Source organism: Pedobacter paludis (assembly GCF_003173575.1).
GTDB classification, from domain to species: Bacteria; Bacteroidota; Bacteroidia; order Sphingobacteriales; family Sphingobacteriaceae; genus Pedobacter; species Pedobacter paludis.
Genome location: NZ_QGNY01000010.1, coordinates 89730 through 110824 on the forward strand (window position 1 = coordinate 89730; position 21095 = coordinate 110824).

Genomic DNA, 21095 nt, shown 5'->3' on the forward strand with positions numbered 1-21095 from the left:
TATGTCACAAAAATTAAGAATTCTATTGGTAGAAGACGAGGATCACTTGTTAGATGCTATCAAATTAAACCTCGAACTTGAGGGTTATAAAGTTCACGCCGTTAAAGATGGCAAAACCGCTCTTAAAATTTTCAAAGAAGAACGCTTCAATCTAATTATTTTAGATGTAATGTTGCCTGAGATGGATGGTTTCCAGGTTTGTGAAACAATTCGCTTAGAGAATGCAGAAGTTCCGATTATGTTTTTAACAGCTAAAAACACTTCAGAAGACCGTGTTTTAGGTTTGAAAAAAGGTGCTGATGATTATTTGGTTAAACCTTTCAACTTGGAGGAATTAATTCTTCGTGTTGGTATTTTGGTTAAACGCAGTTTGAAATCTGATGATTTAAAAGAATTAAATTCTTACAAAATTGGAGATAAAACAATCTATTTTAACTCTTTCGAATTGAAACACGATGATGGAACCATCACGCCGTTAACTAAAAAGGAAACGATGTTGTTGAAGCTCCTAATCGAGCGTAAGAATGATGCGGTTTCTCGTGAGCAGATTTTAGAAACGGTTTGGAATTATGATGTTTATCCATCAACCAGAACGATTGATAACTTTATTTTAACGTTCCGTAAGTATTTCGAACCAGATCAAAAAAATCCAGTTTATTTCCACTCTATTCGTGGTGTTGGTTATAAATTTACTGATATTCATTAATGTACAATAATAAAGGCAGATATGCTTTAATGGCAGTTTTTGTGCTGGCTGGTTTTGTTTGTGTTTTGTACAATCAATATCAACTGGCAGCTGTTTCATTGGTCTTATTTGCCTTTGTTATTTGGAGTCATTTTAAGCACAGCTCTGTGTTAATGGCTTCTAAGCATTTTAAGAATAATGAGTTTGAGAAAACCAAGAAGCTGTTAGCCGAAGTCTCAAATCCTGAGCGCTTGGCTAAAAGCAGAAGGGGATATTACGAATATATGCAAGGTAAAATGGCTTTGAGGGAGCAAGATTCTGATAAAGCCGAATATCATTTTCAGCTTGCGAGTAGATTTCCCTTTGGTGGAAAAAACGAGAAATCTTATGTCTTAATTTATTTGGCCACTATTGCCTTGCAAAAGGAAGATAAGGAGCGGGCAGAAGCTTATACCAAACTTGCTAAAGAACTTGCCGAAACGCAACGGTCAAAAGATATAATTGCCAAAATTGAAAAGGAAATAAGCAAAATATAATATTAATAGTGTCATTTTGAATAAACGAAGCACCGGTTTAGGAATAAAAAGGTACTTCGTTTTTTTTTTATTTATACCTTTGCGCAATTAAAATTTGCTCAATCGTCATGCTGACCTGAAACGAAGCGAAAAGCTAAACAGTAAATTTATTTCAGCATCTTTCTGCAATTAAGACCCTTAAATAAATTCGGGGTGACGACTAGGCGACACAAAACAAAATATGAAGAATAATTTATTTTTAGACGCTGCATTTTCGAAACAAACAGAACGCCCGCCAGTATGGATGATGCGTCAAGCTGGTCGTTTTATGCCACAATACTGGGAGATCAAAAACAAGTACTCTTTTTTAGAGATGTGCAAAACTCCGGAAATTGCGGCTGACGTAACCATGTTGCCTGTGGATCTATTAGGAATTGATGCGGCGATTTTATTCTGTGATATTTTAGTAACTGGCGAGGCAATGGGAGGCGATTTGAGTTTCACACAAGGCGTTGGTCCTAAATTTGCAAACCCTGTTCGCACAGCTCAAGACATTGAGAACTTAAATGTTGATTGTCTTGATGAACTTCAATATGTTGCCGATGCGATTAAAGTTATTCAACAACGTTTAGATGGTAATATTCCGTTAATTGGTTTCGCTGGTGCACCTTTTACAGTGATGAGTTACTTGATTGAGGGTGGATCATCTAAAGATTTTAAACTAACAAAGCTTTTTATACACAATCAGCCAGAATTGGCACACAAGCTTTTGGCTAAAATTGCCAAAGTAACGGCTGATTATTTGAATCTGCAGATTGCTGCAGGGGTTAACGCAGTTCAGATTTTCGATAGCTGGGCTCTAGCTCTTTCTTGGAACGATTATCAGGAGTTTTCACACCGTTATATTCAGGAAATCATTTCAAACTTAAACAGAAAAGATATTCCGGTAATTTCGTTCTGTAAAGGAAGTTCGGTTTTTGCCCCAATTATGGCTGAGGCTAAGCCTGACGTAATTTCGGTAGATTGGAATGCAGATTTATTGAACATTAAAAATGCTTTACCAGCTGGGATTGCCGTTCAGGGAAATTTAGACCCACACATTTTATATGCAGATAAGGCTGTAATTAAGGCGCAAATCCACAAACTGTTCGAGCGTATGCGTGGTACAGAAGGATTTATCTTTAATTTGGGTCATGGTATTATGCCCGATATTCCTTTCGATAACGTAAAATATGCTATCGAAGTAGTAAAAGAGTTTAGGTATTAACCCCTAATGGAACTTTGAACAGCGATAGTAAAATGTTATATTTGGTATATAAGTTTGAATTTTTTGTAGTAAAATTTTTCTCATGAAAAAAACCGAAATCATAAATACGTTGAAAGAAATGCCAGACGAGTTTTCTGCAGATGAGCTAATTGAGAGAATTTTATTGCTCCAAAAAATAGATGCTGGATTAAATCAGGTTAAAGAGGGAAAAGTTTACTCAGAGGATGAAGCTGAACAAAAATTAGATAAATGGCTAAAATAGTCTGGACTGAAATAGCTATTGATGATTTAAATAATATTGCAAACTACCATAGTCAATACTCTAATAACTTTGCGTCCTCATTAATTAAAAAGCTTTTTAACAAACCAAAAATTTTAAAAGGCATGCCTGAATTGGGGCGAGTTGTTCCCGAACGAGATAATGAATTTATTCGTGAGCTAATTGAAGGTAATTATCGAATTATTTACTATTACGATAGTGAAATCGATACAGTTGAGATAATTACTGTTCATCATGCATCCCAGCCATTTTTATAATAATTCTATGTCAATCTGCTTAGAAAATGAAGATAATGTTCCGATTGAGGATATTATCAAAGCTGTTAACAAAAAGCTAAAAGAAGTACATCAATTAATTTCTGAATTAAATTTGGGTAAAACTGAAGTGAAAGTGGATGGGGTTTATAGAACTTTTAACGATGGCGAAATAGTAAAAATAGTTTCTGGTTCATTTAAAAAAGTTCAAGTACAAAGTAAAATAATTAAACTTTTCTAATGATAGAAATCCTACAACCATATTATCGTTATTTTCTTGCGGTACATATTGTATTCGTAATCAGTTGGATGGCAGGCTTGTTCTATATCTTAAGTCTTTTTATTTACCATACTGAAGCCAACGAGAAGCCCGAACCTGAAAAAAGCATCCTCATAAAACAATTTGTTAAAATGGAGGCAACATTATGGAAAATTATCGCAACCCCTGCGATGATTATTTCTGTTTTAGCTGGTGCATCAATGCTTACTTTAAATAGCGCTTTGCTCCAAATGGATTGGATGTTGGTGAAGCTAGGCTTTGTAGTCGGTTTACTTATCTATCACTTTATTTGCCAAAATTTAGTTAAACAACTTAAAAACAATCAGTTTAAACTAAGCAGTTTTCAACTTCGTTTGTGGAGAGAACTGGCCACAATTTTTATGATCGCCATTGTTTTTGTAGTAATTCTTAAAAGTGCAATTAACTGGATTTACGGTTTAATTGGTATTATGGGCATTGCAATGGCGATAATGGTTGCGGTTAAGCTCTATAAAAATTACCGCAAAAAACGTGGTGAATAGCCTTAACCATAGACACACTAAGAAAACCAGAGAAAATTATAATTCATTGTAGTTAAACTTGGTATCCGTGGTGTCTTCATACTTGACTAGAAAAACTTCTTTGTTTTCTTTGCGTAAACTTCGCGTTCTTTGCGGTTGAATAAATAAAAAACTATCCTAAATTTGACCGATAAAATAAAAACCTCATGTTTAAAACTATGGGTCAAAAAACGGCCTTACTAATAATATCATTTCTCTTTACATCATATCTCGCTTCGGCACAGTTTAATCAATCTGCTTTCGAAAATAGAATCCGCCCAGACAGCAGTTTAACCAATGAGGTTCATTTCAGTTTCTACAACCTAAATTACGTTCGCAACTACGAGTATACCAACGATTTTCATGATGGTTATACTTTGTACGGAACGCAGCTACAACCACAGATTGTTTATTATGCGCACCCCAATCTGGCCATTACTGCGGGTGCCTTAATCAGAAAAGATTTTGGGAGAAATGGGATTTCTGATGCAAAACCCTTGTTTAGTGTTAAGTACCATAAAAGAAATTTAACCTTAATTTTTGGAAGTTTAGAAGGTGGTATTCAGCATAAATATATTGAACCATTATACGATTTCGAAAGAACCATTACTACGCCAATTGAATACGGTACACAGTTATTGGTAGAACGTAAAAAATTTACTTTAGATGCCTGGATTGCCTGGCAGAAAATGATTTACAAAGGCGATCCTGCAAAAGAAGAAATTATTGGCGGCTTATCTACAGAAACAACTCTGGCAGAAAATAATGGATGGAAATTAAGCTTCCCTGCTCAATTTCTAGCTTTTCACCAAGGTGGTCAAATCGATATGCTGAAGGAAATTCCCATTACAACCATGTTAAATGGTGCAACGGGATTAAAGCTTCACAAAGAAATTGGAACAAACATTAAACAGGTTTATACTGATAATTACGTTGCTGTTTATAAAGATCTATCTCCTGATAAAAGAAGAGCTTATCAAGGTGGTTTTGGCCTATGGCTAAATGCCGGTGTAGAAAGTAAATGGGGAAGTTTGGTGGCCTCGTACTGGAAAGGAAATAACTTTATTTCTATTAAAGGAATGCCATTATATGAATCAGTTTCTGATAATTTATATAGCCCAGGTTTAAAGCAGAGCAGTCGGAACATTGTTTCATTACGTTATGCTTATCAAAAGGAATTGATTCCGCATTTGTATCTCGATGTTCGTTTTGAGCCACATGTTGATTTGGACAATACAGACAAACAATTGCAGTTTAACCATTCTTTTTTCTTAACCTACAAGCAAGATTTTAAGCTCTTTAAGGTTAAAAAGCAAGCAGAATAATCCATACTATTAAGATAATCTGGACAGTAACTTTTTTAAGTTATCGTCATTTTCAAATGTGTTTTTCGCTTTTAGCTGATGTAAGGCTCTATTAAAACTCCGCACTGAAATACCCAAATAAGCTGCCATATCTTCTTTTGAGATGGAGACATGTTCTTCTGTTTGAAGTTTTAATAATTTGATCAGGCCATATTCTAAAGTATACAATTGCTGAAAGGATGCTCTACTGCTCGTTTGTATAATTCTGGTTGATAATTCTTGGAGCAAAATTTTAGTAAATGCAGGATTGTCTTCAATCAGTTTAAAGAAAAAATGATCCGGAATGGCATATGCAGTAACATCGCTTATGGCTTCAACATTACAAAGGCAATCGATCTTTTTAATGGCCTCCAGTTCGCCAACAACTTCTCCCTTCCCTAAAAATTCGATTATAAAATCCTTACCGTTTTCTTCAGAAATGAAGCATTTAGTAATTCCATCATTGACGATATAAATATTTCTAATTTTTTCGCCCTGCTCTACAAATCTAAAACCCGCCGGAAAAGATTTTAAGACAATGTTTCGATCAGGATCCTGCTCTTGGTAAAAAGCTTCTATAAAGGATAAAAATGTAAGGTTTGTTCTCAACATATTTTCTAAGCAGGACAATTGTCCTTTCGTATTCGATTGGGTTGATTTACTTTTGTCGCATTAAAAGTAAGCATAACAATGAGAAATCAAATTACCGTAATCGCTTTTGATGCTGATGATACCCTTTGGGTGAACGAACCTTACTTCCGTGAAACAGAAGAACAATTTGCCGGTTTACTAGAAGATTTTCTTCCTCATCACAGTATCGTTGCCGAGCTTTATAAAACTGAAATTGCCAACTTACCACTTTATGGCTATGGAATTAAAGGCTTTATGTTAAGCATGATCGAAACCGTGTTGAGAATTACGGAAGGTAATGTAAATCCAGAAATTATAAACAAAGCCATCCAATTGGGGCAGGAAATGTTAAACAAACCCATTGAGCTTTTAGATGGGGTAGAAGATGTTTTGAAAGCATTGCACGGCAAATATAAGTTGGTTGTAGCTACAAAAGGCGACCTTTTAGATCAACAAAGAAAACTCACAAAATCTGGTTTAGATCATTATTTCCATCATATTGAAATTATGAGCGATAAACAGGAACCTGATTATCAAAAACTTTTAAAGCATTTAGATTGTCCGGCAGATCAGTTTTTAATGCTTGGCAATTCCCTAAAATCGGATGTTTTACCTGTGTTGGCAATTGGCGGGCATGCCGTTCACATTCCCTATCATACCACTTGGGTGCACGAACATATTGACCACACCATAGAGCACGAAAATTTTCATCAGATGGAAAGTCTGTCTGAGATTTTACCAAAATTAATTGAATGAAAGAAAAAATAGATATAAACACCTGGATCAGAAAAGATCATTTTAAATTTTTTAGCGCATTCGAAGAACCCTTCTTCGGCGTAACAGTAGATGTAGATTGCACCGCGAGCTACAAACAAGCAAAAGAAATGGGCGTGTCGTTCTTTTTGCTTTATTTACACAAATCGCTTTTGGCCGCCAATAAAGTAGAACCTTTTAGATATCGGATTATTGATGGAGAGGTTTGGAAATTTGATGAAGTACATGCATCAGCAACCATAAATAGAGAAAATGGTACTTTTGGATTCGGCTACATGGATTTCCACGAAGACTTTGACAATTTTAACAGGCAGGCAAAGATTGAAATCGAAAAGGTTGAAAACAGTATAGGCTTAATTCCAGCTTCCTCAGGAGAGAACGTAATCCATTATTCTGCCTTACCTTGGCTAAATTTCAAATCGATGTCTCACGCAAGAAACTATTCTTTTAATGATAGCTGTCCAAAAATCTCCTTCGGGAAGGTGAGAGATAAAGGCAAAAGAAAAATTATGTCAGTTTCTATTCACGTCAATCATGCCTTAATGGATGGCTTTCATGTTTCTCAATTTGTAGATGCCTATCAGGAATTATTAAATACAGATACAGTTAATACCACATTAATTTAACGATGCTTTAATCCGCAGATTTTAACTTGGGTTATGTTTATAGCTTTTGTTATCATCCCGATATACATCTTGGGGGTCATCGCCATGATTTACATGAAATCATTTTACAAGGCTTTGATGCTGTTGGTAACGATGCTTATTGCAACATTTTTACTTTTTTTGTTTATTACATACCCTTTTCAATCGGCTATTGTTATTTGTTGTATAGTATCTATGCTTGCTTTTGGGCATAAACATTAATTATCATTTGCATTAGAAAAACTAATTGCTATTTTTGCTCCACGAATTTTAATATTCGCCCTTTGATAATTGAATATTGTTTGATTATAAAAGTTTATAACTGGGGGATTAGCTCATTTGGCTAGAGCGCTTCGCTCGGCTTGAAAGGGATGATCGCTTTGAATATCATTGATGATTTATAACTTTGCTTATTGATCATTTTAACAATGGGGGATTAGCTCATTTGGCTAGAGCGCTTCGCTCGGCTTGAAAGGGATGATCGCTTTGGATATCATTGATGATTTATAACTTTGCTTATTGATCATTTTAACAACGGGGGATTAGCTCATTTGGCTAGAGCGCTTCGCTGGCAGTGAAGAGGTGATCGGTTCGAATCCGATATTCTCCACCCGTAAAAGCCGATTTATTAAGTTAAATCGGCTTTTATTTTGGAATTAAACTATACCGAGATTTAATTTATACCATTCCGAATAATGAGGAAAGTTGCATGAAAAGTGTCTTTTTCTTTCTAAACCAAGCAGAAGACCTTTTTATTACCTTGCATAATTTAAGGTTCTAATCTCCAGGCTCTTGGCTAAACCGTAAATAATATTGAATATTAGAACACTTAAATATTCTCTTTTTAAGAAAAAAATGGGATTAGTTAATCACATAGATTACTGTCAAATGCGATTAAATTGCTAATTTTAGCCATCCCTAATTACGCTTAATGAAATATGTGAAAAGACTTGTGAAAGCCCTTGGCGTTAAATTAGCCTTAACAGCTATTAGAAAAAAATACTTAAAATTAAACGGCTTCGATTTACTCACCATCCGTGAAACCATAGATTTTATGGAGCCGTATCAAATCAAAAAGATTTCAGGGTATTTAACACTCTTACCTAAAAAAGCAAATTGTCTAGATCCAAGAAATACACTTTTTCCTGTAAAACAAATTGTTGTAGATGACCTTTATGTATGGGAGTATAAAAATTTAAAAAAACCAATTGGCCTATCAGTAAATGGATCTGTTGTATTGGAGAAAAAGGTTTTATGTACGGATCATAATCACGATAGTTTTTATAATGCTGGCTTAAAAAAAGATTTAAGACCTGTTCTACGTGTGCCAGGTTTAATTGCACCATTTAGCCATGTTAGAGAGGATGTAGGTTTTATCGGATACTATGATTTTGTGATATTTGTGCTTGTAAAGATTAGTAGAATAAAAGACTCCTTACCTGATGAAATATTCTCAAATCTCACCATTTCTTACCCACCTTTTAGCGGAAATTATGAAACTGAGTATCTGGAGCTTTTAGGGCTAGATACTAACAAATTTATTGATAGTACCCAAACTAAAGTCATTTCTCCACATGTAATTACAGCGAGTGGCGGAAGCTGGCATCCAAATATTGAAGACATAAGATCGTTAAAAAGAAACATTTTTAAAAAAATTAAACCAACTGAAAGCCTTAAAAAGAGAATTTATATTAGTCGGGTGGGCACAAGGCGCATCCTAAATGAAGAAGAATTGATTAGCCTCTTAAAAAAATACAATTTTACAATTATTGAAGATACACCAAGATCTCTGAGTGAACAAATATCAATCTATTATAATGCGTCTTTTATTATTGGTCCGCACGGGGCTTCATTTACAAATATCATATGGTGCCAGCCCGGTACACATCTGTTCGAGCTTTTCTCAAGCAATTATCTTCCTGATTATTTTCTTCATTTAACCAAAGAGTTAAATATGGAATATTCTGCGTATTGTGAAGAGTCCTTTAAAAAAGATATAACCTATTTTGAGAAATTGACTGAAGATATTCAAATTTCAATACCGAAGTTAGAAAGTTGTTTAAAGGATCTTTTTGAAGATTAGTAGTAAAGCTGATTGGATAATTCGCGATTTTAAAAAATAAAATACCCGAAAGGGCTTTTTTAATTTATAAGCCTTATTTTTGCCCGAAATATAAAAACATCAAAGAGTAAATAAAATGAACCGAATGTACTTTTGATGCGTCAACTCTATTTAAAAACATAATTTAACCAATGACAAACGACAAAAAAGAAATATTTGACAACGTTGCACAACGTTTAAAAATAGAAGGTTTTAATGTAGTAAACCGCGATGAAACTCGCCCTTGGGGTGGTTTCTTTGTAATTGATGAAGCACAGGCACAACAATTCGCCGATACCTATTTTGATGGGCTTGATGTAGAGAGCTTAAAAATCGGGGGTAAATTAAGTCCTAAAATTTTAATCGTTGCTCCAAATACCCGCCTTTCTTGGCAGTATCACCACCGTAGAGCCGAAATTTGGCAAGTGGTTACCGGTACGGTTGGCATTAAAACCAGCGCAACCGATGAAGAAGGCGAAGTAAAAAAATATGTACCTAAAGATCAAATTAAATTACAACAGGGTGAGCGTCACCGTTTAATTGGTTTAGAGGATTGGGGTGTTGTTGCAGAAATTTGGCAACACACAGATGCTTCAAATCCATCTGATGAAAGCGATATTGTCAGAGTTCAAGACGATTTCGGTAGATAATATAATATTTACGAATCCTGTTCTAATTGTAGAACAGGATTCTTTTTTAATAAGATTACGCATTTCTTTTGGTTTGCCGACTCTCCAAAAACTAAACGCCCTCAAATTTCGTTTATACAGCATACACATCATACATGATTATCCTCATTTTCTTTCTTTGCCATTGGTTTTTGTCCTTGTTTAGCCAAACCTTTTTCCTACACCGTTATTCATCACACAAGATGTTTAAAATGGAACCTTTCTGGGAAAAGTTCTTTTATTTGGTTTTACTGTTTTCGCAAGGATCATCATTTTTAAACCCAAGGGCTTATGCCATTTTGCACCGTATGCATCATGCATATAGCGATACAGAGAAAGATCCGCATTCTCCTCATTTTTTTAAGGATGTTTTTGGGATGATGATTGCAACTAAAAATATGTACATGAACTATCTTCATTTCAAAATTCAGCCTGAACCTGCTTTTCAGGGCAATTATCCTGAATGGCCAATGGTTGATAGAATTGGAAATTCATGGTTATGGAGAATTGCTTGTGGGTTGTTTTATATCGGTTTTTATATAATGTTTGCCAATCATTGGTGGTTGTTTATTTTATTGCCTGTTCACTTTTTAATGGGACCATTACATGGTGCAATAGTGAACTGGTGCGGTCATAAATATGGCTACTCTAACCATGATAACGATGACCATAGCAAAAACTCTTTACCTTGGGATTTTCTTTTGATGGGGGAGTTGTTTCAAAATAATCACCATAAGAAACCAAACAGTCCGAATTTTGCGACTAAATGGTGGGAGTTTGATCCAACTTATCCGGTTATGAAAGTGTTGCACTGGGTTAGAATTATTAAGATTAGAAAGGTATAGCTTTTGTACTAGCCGAACAAGCCCTTTTCTTTTTGATGTCAAAAAGACCTGCGAAGCAAGCTTGAACACGGATAAAAAATATAAAATTGTGAAAACACAAAAAACACCGGCTGAAAATTTTTGTATTTAAGTTTCTACTTAGGCTTTATCAGTGCATCCCCAAAAATTTGTTAGGCCGGATTAAAGTAAAACGGAGATTTACTACTTATGTCTGGTTAGGTGTAAAAGCATCCGAAAACCAACAAAAATACATTAATGGTAGCTTGCCGTAGAGCGAATGATTTGAATAATCAAATTTGTCGTTTTCCCTGCACCGTTTTTGTTATATAAACCTGACAGGAGCGAGCATCCCGATTTTTCATCGGGATAAAGCGGATGGCGGGGCTTGCGGAGCCGATGTTAACAGAAACCTGCTTTTCAAAAAAAATAAATCTCATCTTATGATAAACTTCCTCAAAATCGTTTTCTCTGCACTTTTGGTTTTTATGTGCTATAAAGTTATTTCTACTTCGCTAGAAAGTAATCTTTTTCAGCAATGGGATTTCCTCGGTAGTATTCCCTGGATGCGGGCAACCCTTTGGGATTTTTATGCTAACATCTTCATTATCACCTTGTGGATGTTCTATAAAGAAAAAAATATTATTCTTAAAATCTCTATTACAATTTTGTTCGTATGTTTAGGTAGTATAGCAACTTTAGCCTATGTTTTGGTTCATTTATTCAAACTAAAAGATGGCGAAGGTGTTAAAGAATTACTGGTAAATAAAGGTTAAAAGTTAATGGACAATGGTCTGATAGCTTTCTAACCATCAACCAAAAACTATTAACCTAAATGGATTATAAACATCTACTTTTTATTGCTCTTATCTCCCTTATCGCTTGTTGTACCATCATGGCTTTAGTTTGGCTATGGGCAAAGCGAATAAAAAATGCAGGTGTTGTTGACGTTTTTTGGGCGCTCAATTTCCCAGTAATCACAATTATTACTTTTTTCTTATCGGAAGGATTTGAAACCCGCAAAATTTTGATCTGCGCTATATTTTTATTGGCTGAGTTACGATTAGGCATTCACTTATGGCAACGTGTTATTGGTCATTTAAATGAAGAAGAGGGGAGATACCAGCAACTTCGTAGCGAATGGGGCGATAAGGCTGATCGGAATTTCTTTGTTTTCTTTCAGTTTCAGGCCATTTCAAATGTGTTGCTTGCCATTCCGTTTTTCATAATTGCCGCTAATCCTTCAACAGAACTTTCAATTTTAGAATACATTGGCTTGGCCATTTGGGCAGTTGCTTTTATTGGTGAAATGATAGCCGACAAACAATTAGCTGCGTTTAAAAAAGACCCGAAAAACAAGGGCAAAGTTTGCGATACCGGCTTATGGTACTACAGTCGCCACCCCAATTATTTCTTCGAATGGTTAACCTGGATGGCTTATTTCATCTTTGCGCTAGCATCGCCATGGGGAATTTTAGCGGTGATTAGCCCTGCAATTATTTTATACCTATTAACCCAAGTAACGGGCGTTCCGAACAATGAAGAACAAAATTTAAGGAGCAAACCCGAAGCTTATAAAAAATATCAGCAAACAACATCTTCTTTTTTTCCGTGGGGAAAAAAGGATGGATGATGGCAGATGGAAAATGGATAATGGGCAATCCACTATTTCTTTTCCATCTTACATTAACATTTACTTTCCCATTATCCATTAACCATCTTACATTTTCCATATTATGTGGTACGATAAACTTTTAGAAAACGATAAACTCCCTGATACGGCCTTACGCCTCGGGATTAGAAAACTTTGCAAACAACGATTAGATGATGAAACCTTAGGCGATGAAGAATTGCAACAAGAGAAATTTATGGATTTGGTTGATGAATTAAAGCAATCGCCTATTGCTGTTAATACTGCCGAAGCCAATGAACAGCATTATGAACTGCCAACTGAATTTTTTCAATACTGCTTAGGTAAAAACTTAAAATACAGCAGTGGCTATTGGAAACCAGGTGTTAAGGATATTGATACATCAGAAGATGATATGCTGGCTTTAACCTGCAAAAGAGCAGAATTACAAAACGGCCAAAACGTATTGGAGTTGGGTTGCGGTTGGGGTTCGCTGTCTTTATATATGTCGGCTAAATTCCCGAATAGCACTTTTACAGTGGTTTCAAATTCTGCCACTCAGAAGATTTTTATTGATGAAACAGCCAGGCAAAGAGGGATTCAAAATCTAACAGTCTTAACTGCCGATATGAATACGTTTACCATTGCCGATACTTTCGATAGAATTGTTTCAGTAGAAATGTTTGAGCACATGCGTAACTATAAATTCTTGCTAAATAAAGTCGCCGGCTTCTTAAAGGCTGATGGAAAGCTGTTCGTCCACATTTTTACGCATAAAACTTTAGCCTACAAGTTCGAGGTAATTGATGAAACCGATTGGATGAGCAAATATTTTTTCACGGGTGGAATTATGCCGTCGAACCATTTGTTTTTTTACTTCAATGATGATTTAAAAATCGACAAACATTGGGTAGTAAACGGAACCAATTACGGCAAAACTTCTGAAGCTTGGTTAAGCAATATGGATAAGCACAAAAAGGAAATCATGCCGATTTTGGAAAATACTTATGGCAAGGATCAGGCGGTGAAATGGTGGGTTTATTGGAGGTTGTTTTACATGAGTTGCGCCGAACTATTCAATTACAATAAAGGTAACGAATGGATGGTTTGCCATTATTTGTTCGAAAAGAACAAATAATGGTGTATGAGGTAAACGATGAAAATGGATGATGGGAATAGCATGGAGCTCACCAATAATTCATGACATGGTTTACATTATGTTGTCATCATGCGGCTTACATCATCCATTTTACATCTAACATATTACATTTTATTATGCAAAAGCTCGCCATTATAGGTTCTGGAATAGCAGGCATGGGTTGTGCCCATAAACTGCAACATACATACGATATTACGATTTTTGAGGAAGCCGATTACATTGGCGGTCATACCAATACAATTACACTCGAAGAAGATGGTAAGCCCATTTATCTGGATAGTGGTTTTATGGTTTTCAACTATCAAACATATCCTAACTTAACCGAAATGTTCGCAGAAATTGATGCGCCTGTTATCAAAACGGATATGTCTTTCAGCGTGCAGTTCTTGCCTAAAAAGTTAGAGTATAGCGGTTCGAGTTTAAACCATTTATTCGCACAGCGGAAAAATTTGTTCAATATTTCTTATTTAAAAATGTTGATGCAGATTAACCGTTTTAACAAACAAAGCATCGAGATTTTAGATAAGCCCGAATATCAGGATTACTCTATCGGTAGGTTTTTTGCAGCATTTGGCTATAGCGATGATATGCTTTGGCAATACCTGATTCCGATGAGCGCTGCCGTTTGGAGTGCACCAATGGAACAGATTTTAGATTTCCCGGCCGTAACGTTAATTCGTTTTTTTAAAAATCATGGCTTTTTGGGATTAGATACCCAACACGAATGGTACACGTTGGAGAATGGAAGCCAAGCGTACCGCGAAAAACTGATTGCCCCATTTCGGGATCGGATTAAAATCAACAACAAAATTGTTTCTGTTCGAAGGTTGGAAAATGGAAAGGTTGAAGTAGAAAATTCAAAAGGAGAAAAATTTGAGTTCGATAAAGTGATTATGGCAAGTCACGCAGACCAAACTTTCGAAATCGTAAAAGATAAAACACCGCTGGAAACAGAATTGCTTTCGAAGTTTAAATATCAATTGAATAAGGCGGTTGTTCATACCGATGAAGATCAGATGCCGAAAGCTAAACTGGCCTGGAGCAGTTGGAATTATCGGGTAGAAAAGCAGGGCGATAAACTTTTGCCAAGTACCATTTATTGGATGAATAGTTTGCAGGGTGTTTCTAAAAGAACCAATTATTTTGTTTCCATAAATCCAACTGAGACTTTAAATCCGACTAAAATAATTAAAGAAATCGATTACCATCATCCTTTGTTTGATGTACCGGCAATGCAGGCTCAAGAACGATTGCATATATTAAACCAAAGTGGCCCAATTTATTATTGTGGCAGTTATTTTAAGTATGGTTTTCATGAGGATGCGTATAAAAGTGCGGTTGATTTGTGTCGTGGACTTTAATTCGTTTGCGTCATTTCGATAGCAGTGAAGAAATCTTTGGATTAACTATTTTTGTCCTGGCCGGACTGGCTTTTTTCTTTTGACAACAAAAGAAACAAAATTGCCGGCTTAAAATTTTTGTTTTAAAGTTTCTGCTTTGGCTTGGCTGTTACAACCCCAAAAATTTGTTAGGCCGGATTAAAGTAGAACGAGGAAACTGTGGTTGAGGCTTAGCTAAATGGAAATCGAATGTTGTTATGCATTTTGCCTACTCATTGCCGTCGTGCTTTAGCCGACGGAACAAATGATAATTTTTAGTAAATTGAAATCATAAATGTCAATAAACTCATCCATCTTTACTGCAAAAGTGATGCATCATCGTTTAGCACCAAAAAAGCATTCTTTTTGGTACAATGTATATATGTTTTATATCGATTTGGATGAGATAGATTTACTCGCCAAGAAACTCCGCTGGTTTAGCCATAATAAATTCAATATTTTTTCCTTTAGAGATGCTGAACATTTGCAACTCCCTAAAGAAAATCCCGATCAAAACAAAAATATACGCCAGCATTTAGAACTATACCTAAAGGAAAACGGAATTGATGGATCGAATTTTAAAATCAGGTTGCTTACCAACTTAAATGTTTTAGGCTACAACTTTAATCCCGTATCTTTTTATTATTGTTTTGATGAAAATGAAAATCCAGTTTGTTGCATCGCTGAAATCAGCAACACGTACCGGGAAATGAAACTATTTTTCTTCGGAAAGGAAGAATTATATGGAGATGTTTTTAAAAAAATTACCACAAAATATTTTTACGTTTCACCATTTATTGATCATGATGATTCTTTCGATTTTAATCTAAAAGTACCTTCAGAAAGATTGGATATTAAGATTGATGATATTGATAAAAGTGGTAATAAGTTCTTTTTAACCACTTTGAAGGGGAATCGGAAGCCAATTACCAATGCAAGTTTACTGGCCAGTTTTTTTTCCATTCCATTAATTCCATTACAGATTATGGGGATGATCCATTGGCAGGCTTTGAAATTATGGCTAAAAAAAGTATCTTTTCATCCAAAGGCCGAAAACCCTGAACTCCAATGTAACGTATATAAACCCTATAAACCATAAACATAACGCTCAATAGAATATGAATTCCCTAGTCGCTACCAAAACATCCACTAGTTTTTTCGAAAGAATTGTAATCAATGCCCTTTCCAAAATGAATTTGGGTAAACTGGAAATTACTTTACCAGGTGGCGAAATCCTTGTTTTTGGTAACGGGGAGCATAAGGTAGAAGCAAACATTCAGGTCAATCATCCAGATTTTTTTAAATCGATTGCTTTATACGGTGATATTGGTTTTGGTGAGGGTTACACTGCCGGACTTTGGGACACCTCAAATATCACAAATGTAATTAAATGGGTAATTCTAAATATCGAAAATGCACCCTCAATTACTGGAAGCAAAGTGAAATCTGTCGCACTTAACCTTTTTAAATGGGTAAATAAACTTACGCATATCCGTAGAGCCAATACCTTAGCAGGTTCTCAAAAAAATATTTCAGAACATTACGATTTGAATAACGATTTCTTTGCAACGTTCTTAGATAAAACAATGACTTACTCTAGCGGTTATTTTAATCCACCAGATTTAAGTTTAGAAGAATCTCAATATGCAAAATACGATAGATTGGCTAAGCAACTTAAAATCAAAGCCACTGATCATGTTTTAGAAATAGGAAGTGGTTGGGGTGGAAATGCAATTTTTCTAGCTAAAAATTATGGATGCAAAGTCACTTCAGTTACCATTTCAAAAGAACAACAAAAGCTTGCTGCAGAACGGGTGAAAGCAGAAGGTTTAGAAGATAGGGTTTCCGTAATTATTCAGGATTATCGCAAAATTGATGGAACTTTTGATAAAATTGTTTCAATAGAAATGTTGGAAGCAGTTGGTCATCAGTATCTTGAAACCTATTTCGAAAAATGCCAGCAACTTTTAAAGCCTGATGGAATTTTTGCATTTCAGGTAATCACCTCTCCAGATTGCCGTTACGATAAACTTAGAAACGGTGTAGATTGGATTCAAAAACATATTTTCCCAGGTTCTTTATTGCCATCTGTTTCTGCAATGAATAAAGCAATAAATAATACCGGCGATTTAACAATGGTCGATTTAAAAGATATGGGTTTAGATTATGCCAAAACGCTCCATCTTTGGTTTATAGAATTTAATAAAAATCTTGATAAGGTTAAGGCTTTAGGTTTTGATGATAAATTTATCCGCAAGTGGAATTATTACCTTAACTATTGCGAAGCTGCGTTTGCTATGAGAAATATTAACGTAATGCAGATGGTTTATTCCAGACCAAATAACACGAGCAGATAAAACATAGTTACCGAGATGGAAGAATAATTTTATCTTCCATTTCATCATATGTTATATTTCTTCTTTCACATTCTTTCAATTCTGTTTTAATTTCCGTTTTTTTATAATCTTATTGTTTTTAAGTCAGTTATATCTTCAACTGATTTAAAAATATATTCATCTATTTTAAAATAGTTAGTTTTTTTACCGAGAAAAGTCAGACCTTTGCCGACCAAACAACCAAACTCGCGTAAAAAGTATATTACATCTATGTAACAAAATGCAATTTGCGTAGACTAAATTAAAAGACTAACAATTATATGAAACAATTTCTACTTCTATCCCTCATCCTAGGAACACTATTTACTGCCCATGCTCAGTTTCCGGCAGGTGGTTTTGGTGGGGGAGCGAAAAAATCTACCGTTACAGGTCGTATAACCGCTACTATATTAGATTCTCTTACAAAAAAACCAATCGATTATGCTACAGTTTCTCTTGTTAACGCAAAAGATAATAAATCTGTAAATGGTGGGGTAACCGATGAAAAGGGAAAATTAACCCTACAAAATATATCGCCAGATTCATACAAACTAATGATTGGTTTTATGGGCTATAAAACAAAATCGGTTGCGGTAACAACAACTCCGGCAAAACCAGATTTTAATTTAGGAACAATTTACATTTCTTCTACCGAAAATACCCTGGCTGATGTTCAGGTTCAAGGAACTAAGGCCGTAATTGAAAACAAAATCGATAGAATGGTTTACAATGCAGAAGCTGATGGTACAAATGCCGGTGGAGATGCAACTGATGTAATGCGTAAAGTACCGATGCTTTCAGTAGATATTAATGGAAATGTTCAGCTTCGAGGCGGTGCAGTTCGTGTCTTAATTAATGGAAAACCATCTGGTACAATGGCCAGTAGTGTTTCTGATGCATTAAAAATGATTCCTGCCGAACAAATTAAAAGTGTTGAGGTAATTACAAGCCCATCTGCTAAATACGATGCTGAAGGTTCTGGTGGGATCATTAATATCATCACCAAAAAATCTAATGCTCAAGGAGTTAGTGGAAGTGTAAATGCATCTGCTGGAACACGTCAAAATAATGGGGCCTTTAACTTAACAGCAAAAACAGGACGTTTAAGTCTAAATACCGCTTTAGGAGGCAATTTTGCATATGCTCAAAACTCTAGGGTGGTACTTATAAATAACACACAGTTAAATGCAGGTGGTTTCAATAATGTATCTCAAGATGGCTATTCTAAGTGGAGCAGAGATGGGATGAATGGAAGTTTAGGCTTAGATTACGATTTTAATGCCTATAACAACATTAGTTCTACTGTCAAATTCAATCGTTTTTCTAATGGAGGCCCAGGTGCTGCCGATTATATTATTAATGGCTTGGCCGCTCAAAATATAAGCGATATGGATATGACCTTCAATAATATGGATTGGAATGTTGATTACAAGAAAACGAGTAAAAAAGAGGGCGAAGAATTTTCGGTATCCGGCCAACTTTCTACAGGCCGTACACCAACAAGCTTTAGCAATATTTTAATTTCGGCTTTAAATCCTGGAGGGGTAGAAACCTTTAGCAATAACACTGGTAAAAATAATGAATACACTGCGCAAACGGATTATACTTATCCCTTCAGCAAAAAGACCACTTTAGAGGTTGGTGCAAAAGGGATTTTTAGAGAAATCAAAAGTCAGTTCGATAATTCTGCTCAGGATTTCGACTATAATCAAAATGTTGGAGCGGCGTATGGCGTAATCAGTTTCGACTTAACCAAAAAGCTTAAGGTAAAGGGAGGTTTAAGAGCCGAGTACACACAGATTGATTTTAATACGCAAACAAGTGGAATTCAAAAAAACGATTATTTTAATTTATTTCCCAGCGTTGTTGTTTCACAGAGTTTAAAAGGAAATGCAACGCTAAAATTGAGTTATAACCGTAGGGTACAAAGACCAAGTCAGTCTTATTTAAACCCTTTCCGTAATGAGAGCAATCAATTTAATATTATGCAGGGAAATCCTCAGTTAAATCCCGAACTAAGTGACAATTTAGAGTTTGGGTACTCAACTTATATAAAAGGATCGGTTATTAATGCATCTGTTTTCTATCGCCGTACAGCTGGTGTAATTGAAAGTTCAATCTCGCCTGTTACAGAATCTGGCATTAGCAAAACCTTAACATCTTACATCAATGTAGGTACAGCGCAAACTTATGGCTTCAATATTTTTGGATCTTACAATCCTAAACCAAAATGGACATTGATGAGTAATTTTGGCTTGAATACTTATGAAGTGAGCAATAACAACACAGGATTAAGTACAGGTACCTATGTTAATTATAATTTGTTTGCCCGTTCAGCTTATGGTTTTGGAAAAGGATATAACTTCGAATTATTTGGAGTTGTAAACTCGCCCCGTAGAACATATCAAGGTAAAACCGATGCAATGATTTTCTACGGTGCTTCGTTTAAAAAGGATGTATTAAACAAAAAAGGAAGTGTTGGTGTAAATGTATTGAATCCATTCAGTCGCGATTTACACATTCAAACCGTAAACAATTCTATAACTGCAACGGGCTCGGTTTACCAAAGCCAGAATATTTATTATCCATTGCGTTCTTTTGGAGTTAACTTTAGCTATTCTTTTGGTAAACTAAAATTCACCGAAAAGAAAAAAATTAAAAACGATGATATTAAACAAGACCAACAACAAGGTGGTGGTGGAATGGGTGGTGTTCAAAACTAGTTAAAAACCCAATCTTAATATAAATGCAAAGCCTTCTGATTTATCGGAAGGCTTTTTTTTGCCAGTAAGTTAAATCAACTTACGAAATTTCGATGGGCCAAGCTGGGCAGAATTTCGTCAGTTTTAGAGTTTCGCCAAATCGACTTGCGAAATTTCGATGGGCCGAGCTGGGCAGAATTTCGTCAGTTTTAGAGATTCGCCAAATCAACTTGCGAAATTTCGATGGGCCGAGCCGGGCAGAATTTCATCAGTTTTAGAGTTTCGCCAAATCAACTTGCGAAATTTCGATGGGCCGAGCTGGGCCGAATTTCGTGAGTTTTAAATTTTCGCCAAATCAACTTACGAAATTTCGATGGGCTGAGCTAGGCAGAATTTCGTCAGTTTTAGAGTTTCGCCAAATCAACTTGCGAAATTTCGATGGGCCGAGCTGGGCAAAATTTCGTCAGTTTTAAAAGTACAAACGCTTACGAAGTTCCCTCAAATACTATTTTTAAAACTTCGGAAGTAGAATTTACCGCTCTTCTACAATGATATTTTGAATGAGCAAAACTTATTTTTACGCCGAGGCCAAAAATTCACTCTAATTTTCAGAAAGACAGAAATTTTCAAAAATGTTTTCAATTGTATTCTTAATACTACACATTAATCATGGTGTTTTTTATCGCGTTTTTGAATAAAATTACCAACCAATCGTTTTTATCAATAATCACGAATTTTATATCATTGTTATACTCTAAAACGTTTAAGTAAAATACTTTACCACATTCAGTACGTTTCATTTTATCATCAGCTAAATGTTTCGATAATTGTTTCTATAGCATAAATCTGACTATTTTTTAAGAAACCTTACCTCAAAATCCTCACTAAATTACATCTTTCCAAAAACATGTATTATAAAAAATACACTGAAATCATGGTGCTTATTTTATGATTTTGGGGTATTTTTTTCTCTTTCCTTCTCCTCATTTTTGATGCGGGCCTGTTTATGGGAGACTCGGGTGCATTTG

General features: G+C 35.3%; 22 protein-coding genes and 1 tRNA gene. 21 read left to right on the plus strand and 2 right to left on the minus strand.

What is annotated here, in order from left to right; translation table 11 throughout:
- Position 1 precedes the first annotated feature (1 nt).
- The 8 genes from DF947_RS21120 (at position 2) to DF947_RS21155 (ending at position 5145) form a co-directional block, all read left to right on the plus strand.
- The gene (locus tag DF947_RS21120) at positions 2 to 706 is read left to right on the plus strand and encodes a response regulator transcription factor (protein ID WP_109926856.1); all 705 of its coding nucleotides are present in this window, start codon (positions 2 to 4) and stop codon (positions 704 to 706) included.
- Positions 706 to 1221: a hypothetical protein gene (locus tag DF947_RS21125; protein WP_109932753.1), complete on the plus strand. Its 516-nt coding sequence runs from the start codon at positions 706 to 708 to the stop codon at positions 1219 to 1221. Before DF947_RS21120 ends, DF947_RS21125 begins: the two co-directional genes overlap by 1 nt.
- A gap of 220 nt (positions 1222 to 1441) precedes the next feature.
- On the plus strand, positions 1442 to 2467 hold the full coding sequence (gene hemE / locus DF947_RS21130; protein ID WP_109932755.1) for a uroporphyrinogen decarboxylase: 1026 nt from the start codon (positions 1442 to 1444) through the stop codon (positions 2465 to 2467).
- An 82-nt stretch (positions 2468 to 2549) separates the two neighbouring features.
- Positions 2550 to 2729 carry a hypothetical protein gene (locus DF947_RS21135; RefSeq protein ID WP_109932757.1) on the plus strand — a complete coding sequence of 60 codons (180 nt, stop codon included), beginning with the start codon at positions 2550 to 2552 and terminating at the stop codon, positions 2727 to 2729.
- Positions 2717 to 3004, plus strand: a complete 288-nt coding sequence (locus tag DF947_RS21140; protein ID WP_109932759.1) for a type II toxin-antitoxin system RelE/ParE family toxin — start codon at positions 2717 to 2719, stop codon at positions 3002 to 3004. Before DF947_RS21135 ends, DF947_RS21140 begins: the two co-directional genes overlap by 13 nt.
- Positions 3005 to 3011: 7 nt before the next feature.
- Entirely contained in the window at positions 3012 to 3242 is a 231-nt protein-coding gene (locus DF947_RS21145; RefSeq protein WP_109932761.1) for a hypothetical protein, read from the plus strand.
- Positions 3242 to 3802, plus strand: coding sequence for a CopD family protein (locus DF947_RS21150; protein ID WP_109932763.1), 561 nt, complete (start codon positions 3242 to 3244; stop codon positions 3800 to 3802). Before DF947_RS21145 ends, DF947_RS21150 begins: the two co-directional genes overlap by 1 nt.
- A 185-nt stretch (positions 3803 to 3987) precedes the next feature.
- Positions 3988 to 5145: a hypothetical protein gene (locus tag DF947_RS21155; protein ID WP_146202958.1), complete on the plus strand. Its 1158-nt coding sequence runs from the start codon at positions 3988 to 3990 to the stop codon at positions 5143 to 5145.
- Positions 5146 to 5154: 9 nt separating this feature from the next.
- On the opposite strand, the gene DF947_RS21160 is transcribed toward DF947_RS21155, so the two are convergent.
- Entirely contained in the window at positions 5155 to 5775 is a 621-nt protein-coding gene (locus DF947_RS21160) for a Crp/Fnr family transcriptional regulator (RefSeq protein ID WP_109932767.1), read from the minus strand.
- A 78-nt stretch (positions 5776 to 5853) separates the two neighbouring features.
- Here DF947_RS21160 and DF947_RS21165 point away from each other — a divergent pair, with 78 nt between their 5' ends.
- The 13 genes from DF947_RS21165 (at position 5854) to DF947_RS21225 (ending at position 20088) form a co-directional block, all read left to right on the plus strand.
- Entirely contained in the window at positions 5854 to 6549 is a 696-nt protein-coding gene (locus DF947_RS21165; RefSeq protein WP_109932769.1) for an HAD family hydrolase, read from the plus strand.
- Positions 6546 to 7193 (plus strand): chloramphenicol acetyltransferase, encoded by a 648-nt coding sequence (locus DF947_RS21170; RefSeq protein ID WP_109932771.1) that lies wholly within the window; start codon positions 6546 to 6548, stop codon positions 7191 to 7193. The genes DF947_RS21165 and DF947_RS21170 overlap by 4 nt, the downstream gene beginning before the upstream one ends.
- A gap of 554 nt (positions 7194 to 7747) precedes the next feature.
- Positions 7748 to 7821: transfer RNA gene (locus DF947_RS21175), tRNA-Ala, on the plus strand.
- A gap of 321 nt (positions 7822 to 8142) precedes the next feature.
- Complete coding sequence (locus DF947_RS21180) at positions 8143 to 9294, plus strand: glycosyltransferase family 61 protein (protein ID WP_109932773.1); 1152 nt, start codon at positions 8143 to 8145, stop codon at positions 9292 to 9294.
- 170 nt (positions 9295 to 9464) lie between these two features.
- On the plus strand, positions 9465 to 9962 hold the full coding sequence (locus tag DF947_RS21185) for a cupin domain-containing protein (protein WP_109932775.1): 498 nt from the start codon (positions 9465 to 9467) through the stop codon (positions 9960 to 9962).
- Positions 9963 to 10096: 134 nt separating this feature from the next.
- Positions 10097 to 10825, plus strand: a complete 729-nt coding sequence (locus DF947_RS21190) for an acyl-CoA desaturase (protein ID WP_109932777.1) — start codon at positions 10097 to 10099, stop codon at positions 10823 to 10825.
- A 296-nt stretch (positions 10826 to 11121) separates the two neighbouring features.
- Positions 11122 to 11598, plus strand: a complete 477-nt coding sequence (locus tag DF947_RS21195) for a DUF1475 family protein (protein WP_109932779.1) — start codon at positions 11122 to 11124, stop codon at positions 11596 to 11598.
- Positions 11599 to 11717: 119 nt separating this feature from the next.
- On the plus strand, positions 11718 to 12455 hold the full coding sequence (locus DF947_RS21200) for a DUF1295 domain-containing protein (RefSeq protein WP_158526309.1): 738 nt from the start codon (positions 11718 to 11720) through the stop codon (positions 12453 to 12455).
- Positions 12456 to 12558: 103 nt separating this feature from the next.
- A complete protein-coding gene (locus DF947_RS21205) occupies positions 12559 to 13590 on the plus strand; it encodes an SAM-dependent methyltransferase (RefSeq protein ID WP_109932783.1) in 1032 nt (343 codons plus the stop codon).
- 137 nt (positions 13591 to 13727) lie between these two features.
- Complete coding sequence (locus DF947_RS21210) at positions 13728 to 14972, plus strand: NAD(P)/FAD-dependent oxidoreductase (protein WP_109932785.1); 1245 nt, start codon at positions 13728 to 13730, stop codon at positions 14970 to 14972.
- A gap of 313 nt (positions 14973 to 15285) precedes the next feature.
- Positions 15286 to 16089 (plus strand): DUF1365 domain-containing protein, encoded by an 804-nt coding sequence (locus DF947_RS21215; RefSeq protein WP_109932787.1) that lies wholly within the window; start codon positions 15286 to 15288, stop codon positions 16087 to 16089.
- A 19-nt stretch (positions 16090 to 16108) separates the two neighbouring features.
- Complete coding sequence (locus tag DF947_RS21220; RefSeq protein WP_109932789.1) at positions 16109 to 17347, plus strand: SAM-dependent methyltransferase; 1239 nt, start codon at positions 16109 to 16111, stop codon at positions 17345 to 17347.
- Between the two features lie 299 nt (positions 17348 to 17646).
- A complete protein-coding gene (locus DF947_RS21225) occupies positions 17647 to 20088 on the plus strand; it encodes an outer membrane beta-barrel family protein (RefSeq protein ID WP_109932791.1) in 2442 nt (813 codons plus the stop codon).
- A gap of 635 nt (positions 20089 to 20723) precedes the next feature.
- Here the strand turns inward: DF947_RS21225 and DF947_RS22330 are convergent.
- Positions 20724 to 20867, minus strand: coding sequence for a hypothetical protein (locus DF947_RS22330; protein WP_158526310.1), 144 nt, complete (start codon positions 20865 to 20867; stop codon positions 20724 to 20726).
- Positions 20868 to 21095: the final 228 nt, after the last annotated feature.

Coding starts and splice junctions, on each gene's coding strand:
- DF947_RS21120 (WP_109926856.1), top strand. CDS start 2: ATGTCACAAAAATTAAGAATTCTATTGGTAGAAGACGAGGATCACTTG.
- DF947_RS21125 (WP_109932753.1), top strand. CDS start 706: ATGTACAATAATAAAGGCAGATATGCTTTAATGGCAGTTTTTGTGCTG.
- hemE (WP_109932755.1), top strand. CDS start 1,442: ATGAAGAATAATTTATTTTTAGACGCTGCATTTTCGAAACAAACAGAA.
- DF947_RS21135 (WP_109932757.1), top strand. CDS start 2,550: ATGAAAAAAACCGAAATCATAAATACGTTGAAAGAAATGCCAGACGAG.
- DF947_RS21140 (WP_109932759.1), top strand. CDS start 2,717: ATGGCTAAAATAGTCTGGACTGAAATAGCTATTGATGATTTAAATAAT.
- DF947_RS21145 (WP_109932761.1), top strand. CDS start 3,012: ATGTCAATCTGCTTAGAAAATGAAGATAATGTTCCGATTGAGGATATT.
- DF947_RS21150 (WP_109932763.1), top strand. CDS start 3,242: ATGATAGAAATCCTACAACCATATTATCGTTATTTTCTTGCGGTACAT.
- DF947_RS21155 (WP_146202958.1), top strand. CDS start 3,988: ATGTTTAAAACTATGGGTCAAAAAACGGCCTTACTAATAATATCATTT.
- DF947_RS21160 (WP_109932767.1), bottom strand. CDS start 5,775: ATGTTGAGAACAAACCTTACATTTTTATCCTTTATAGAAGCTTTTTAC.
- DF947_RS21165 (WP_109932769.1), top strand. CDS start 5,854: ATGAGAAATCAAATTACCGTAATCGCTTTTGATGCTGATGATACCCTT.
- DF947_RS21170 (WP_109932771.1), top strand. CDS start 6,546: ATGAAAGAAAAAATAGATATAAACACCTGGATCAGAAAAGATCATTTT.
- DF947_RS21180 (WP_109932773.1), top strand. CDS start 8,143: ATGAAATATGTGAAAAGACTTGTGAAAGCCCTTGGCGTTAAATTAGCC.
- DF947_RS21185 (WP_109932775.1), top strand. CDS start 9,465: ATGACAAACGACAAAAAAGAAATATTTGACAACGTTGCACAACGTTTA.
- DF947_RS21190 (WP_109932777.1), top strand. CDS start 10,097: ATGATTATCCTCATTTTCTTTCTTTGCCATTGGTTTTTGTCCTTGTTT.
- DF947_RS21200 (WP_158526309.1), top strand. CDS start 11,718: ATGGCTTTAGTTTGGCTATGGGCAAAGCGAATAAAAAATGCAGGTGTT.
- DF947_RS21205 (WP_109932783.1), top strand. CDS start 12,559: ATGTGGTACGATAAACTTTTAGAAAACGATAAACTCCCTGATACGGCC.
- DF947_RS21210 (WP_109932785.1), top strand. CDS start 13,728: ATGCAAAAGCTCGCCATTATAGGTTCTGGAATAGCAGGCATGGGTTGT.
- DF947_RS21215 (WP_109932787.1), top strand. CDS start 15,286: ATGTCAATAAACTCATCCATCTTTACTGCAAAAGTGATGCATCATCGT.
- DF947_RS21220 (WP_109932789.1), top strand. CDS start 16,109: ATGAATTCCCTAGTCGCTACCAAAACATCCACTAGTTTTTTCGAAAGA.
- DF947_RS21225 (WP_109932791.1), top strand. CDS start 17,647: ATGAAACAATTTCTACTTCTATCCCTCATCCTAGGAACACTATTTACT.
- DF947_RS22330 (WP_158526310.1), bottom strand. CDS start 20,867: ATGAAACGTACTGAATGTGGTAAAGTATTTTACTTAAACGTTTTAGAG.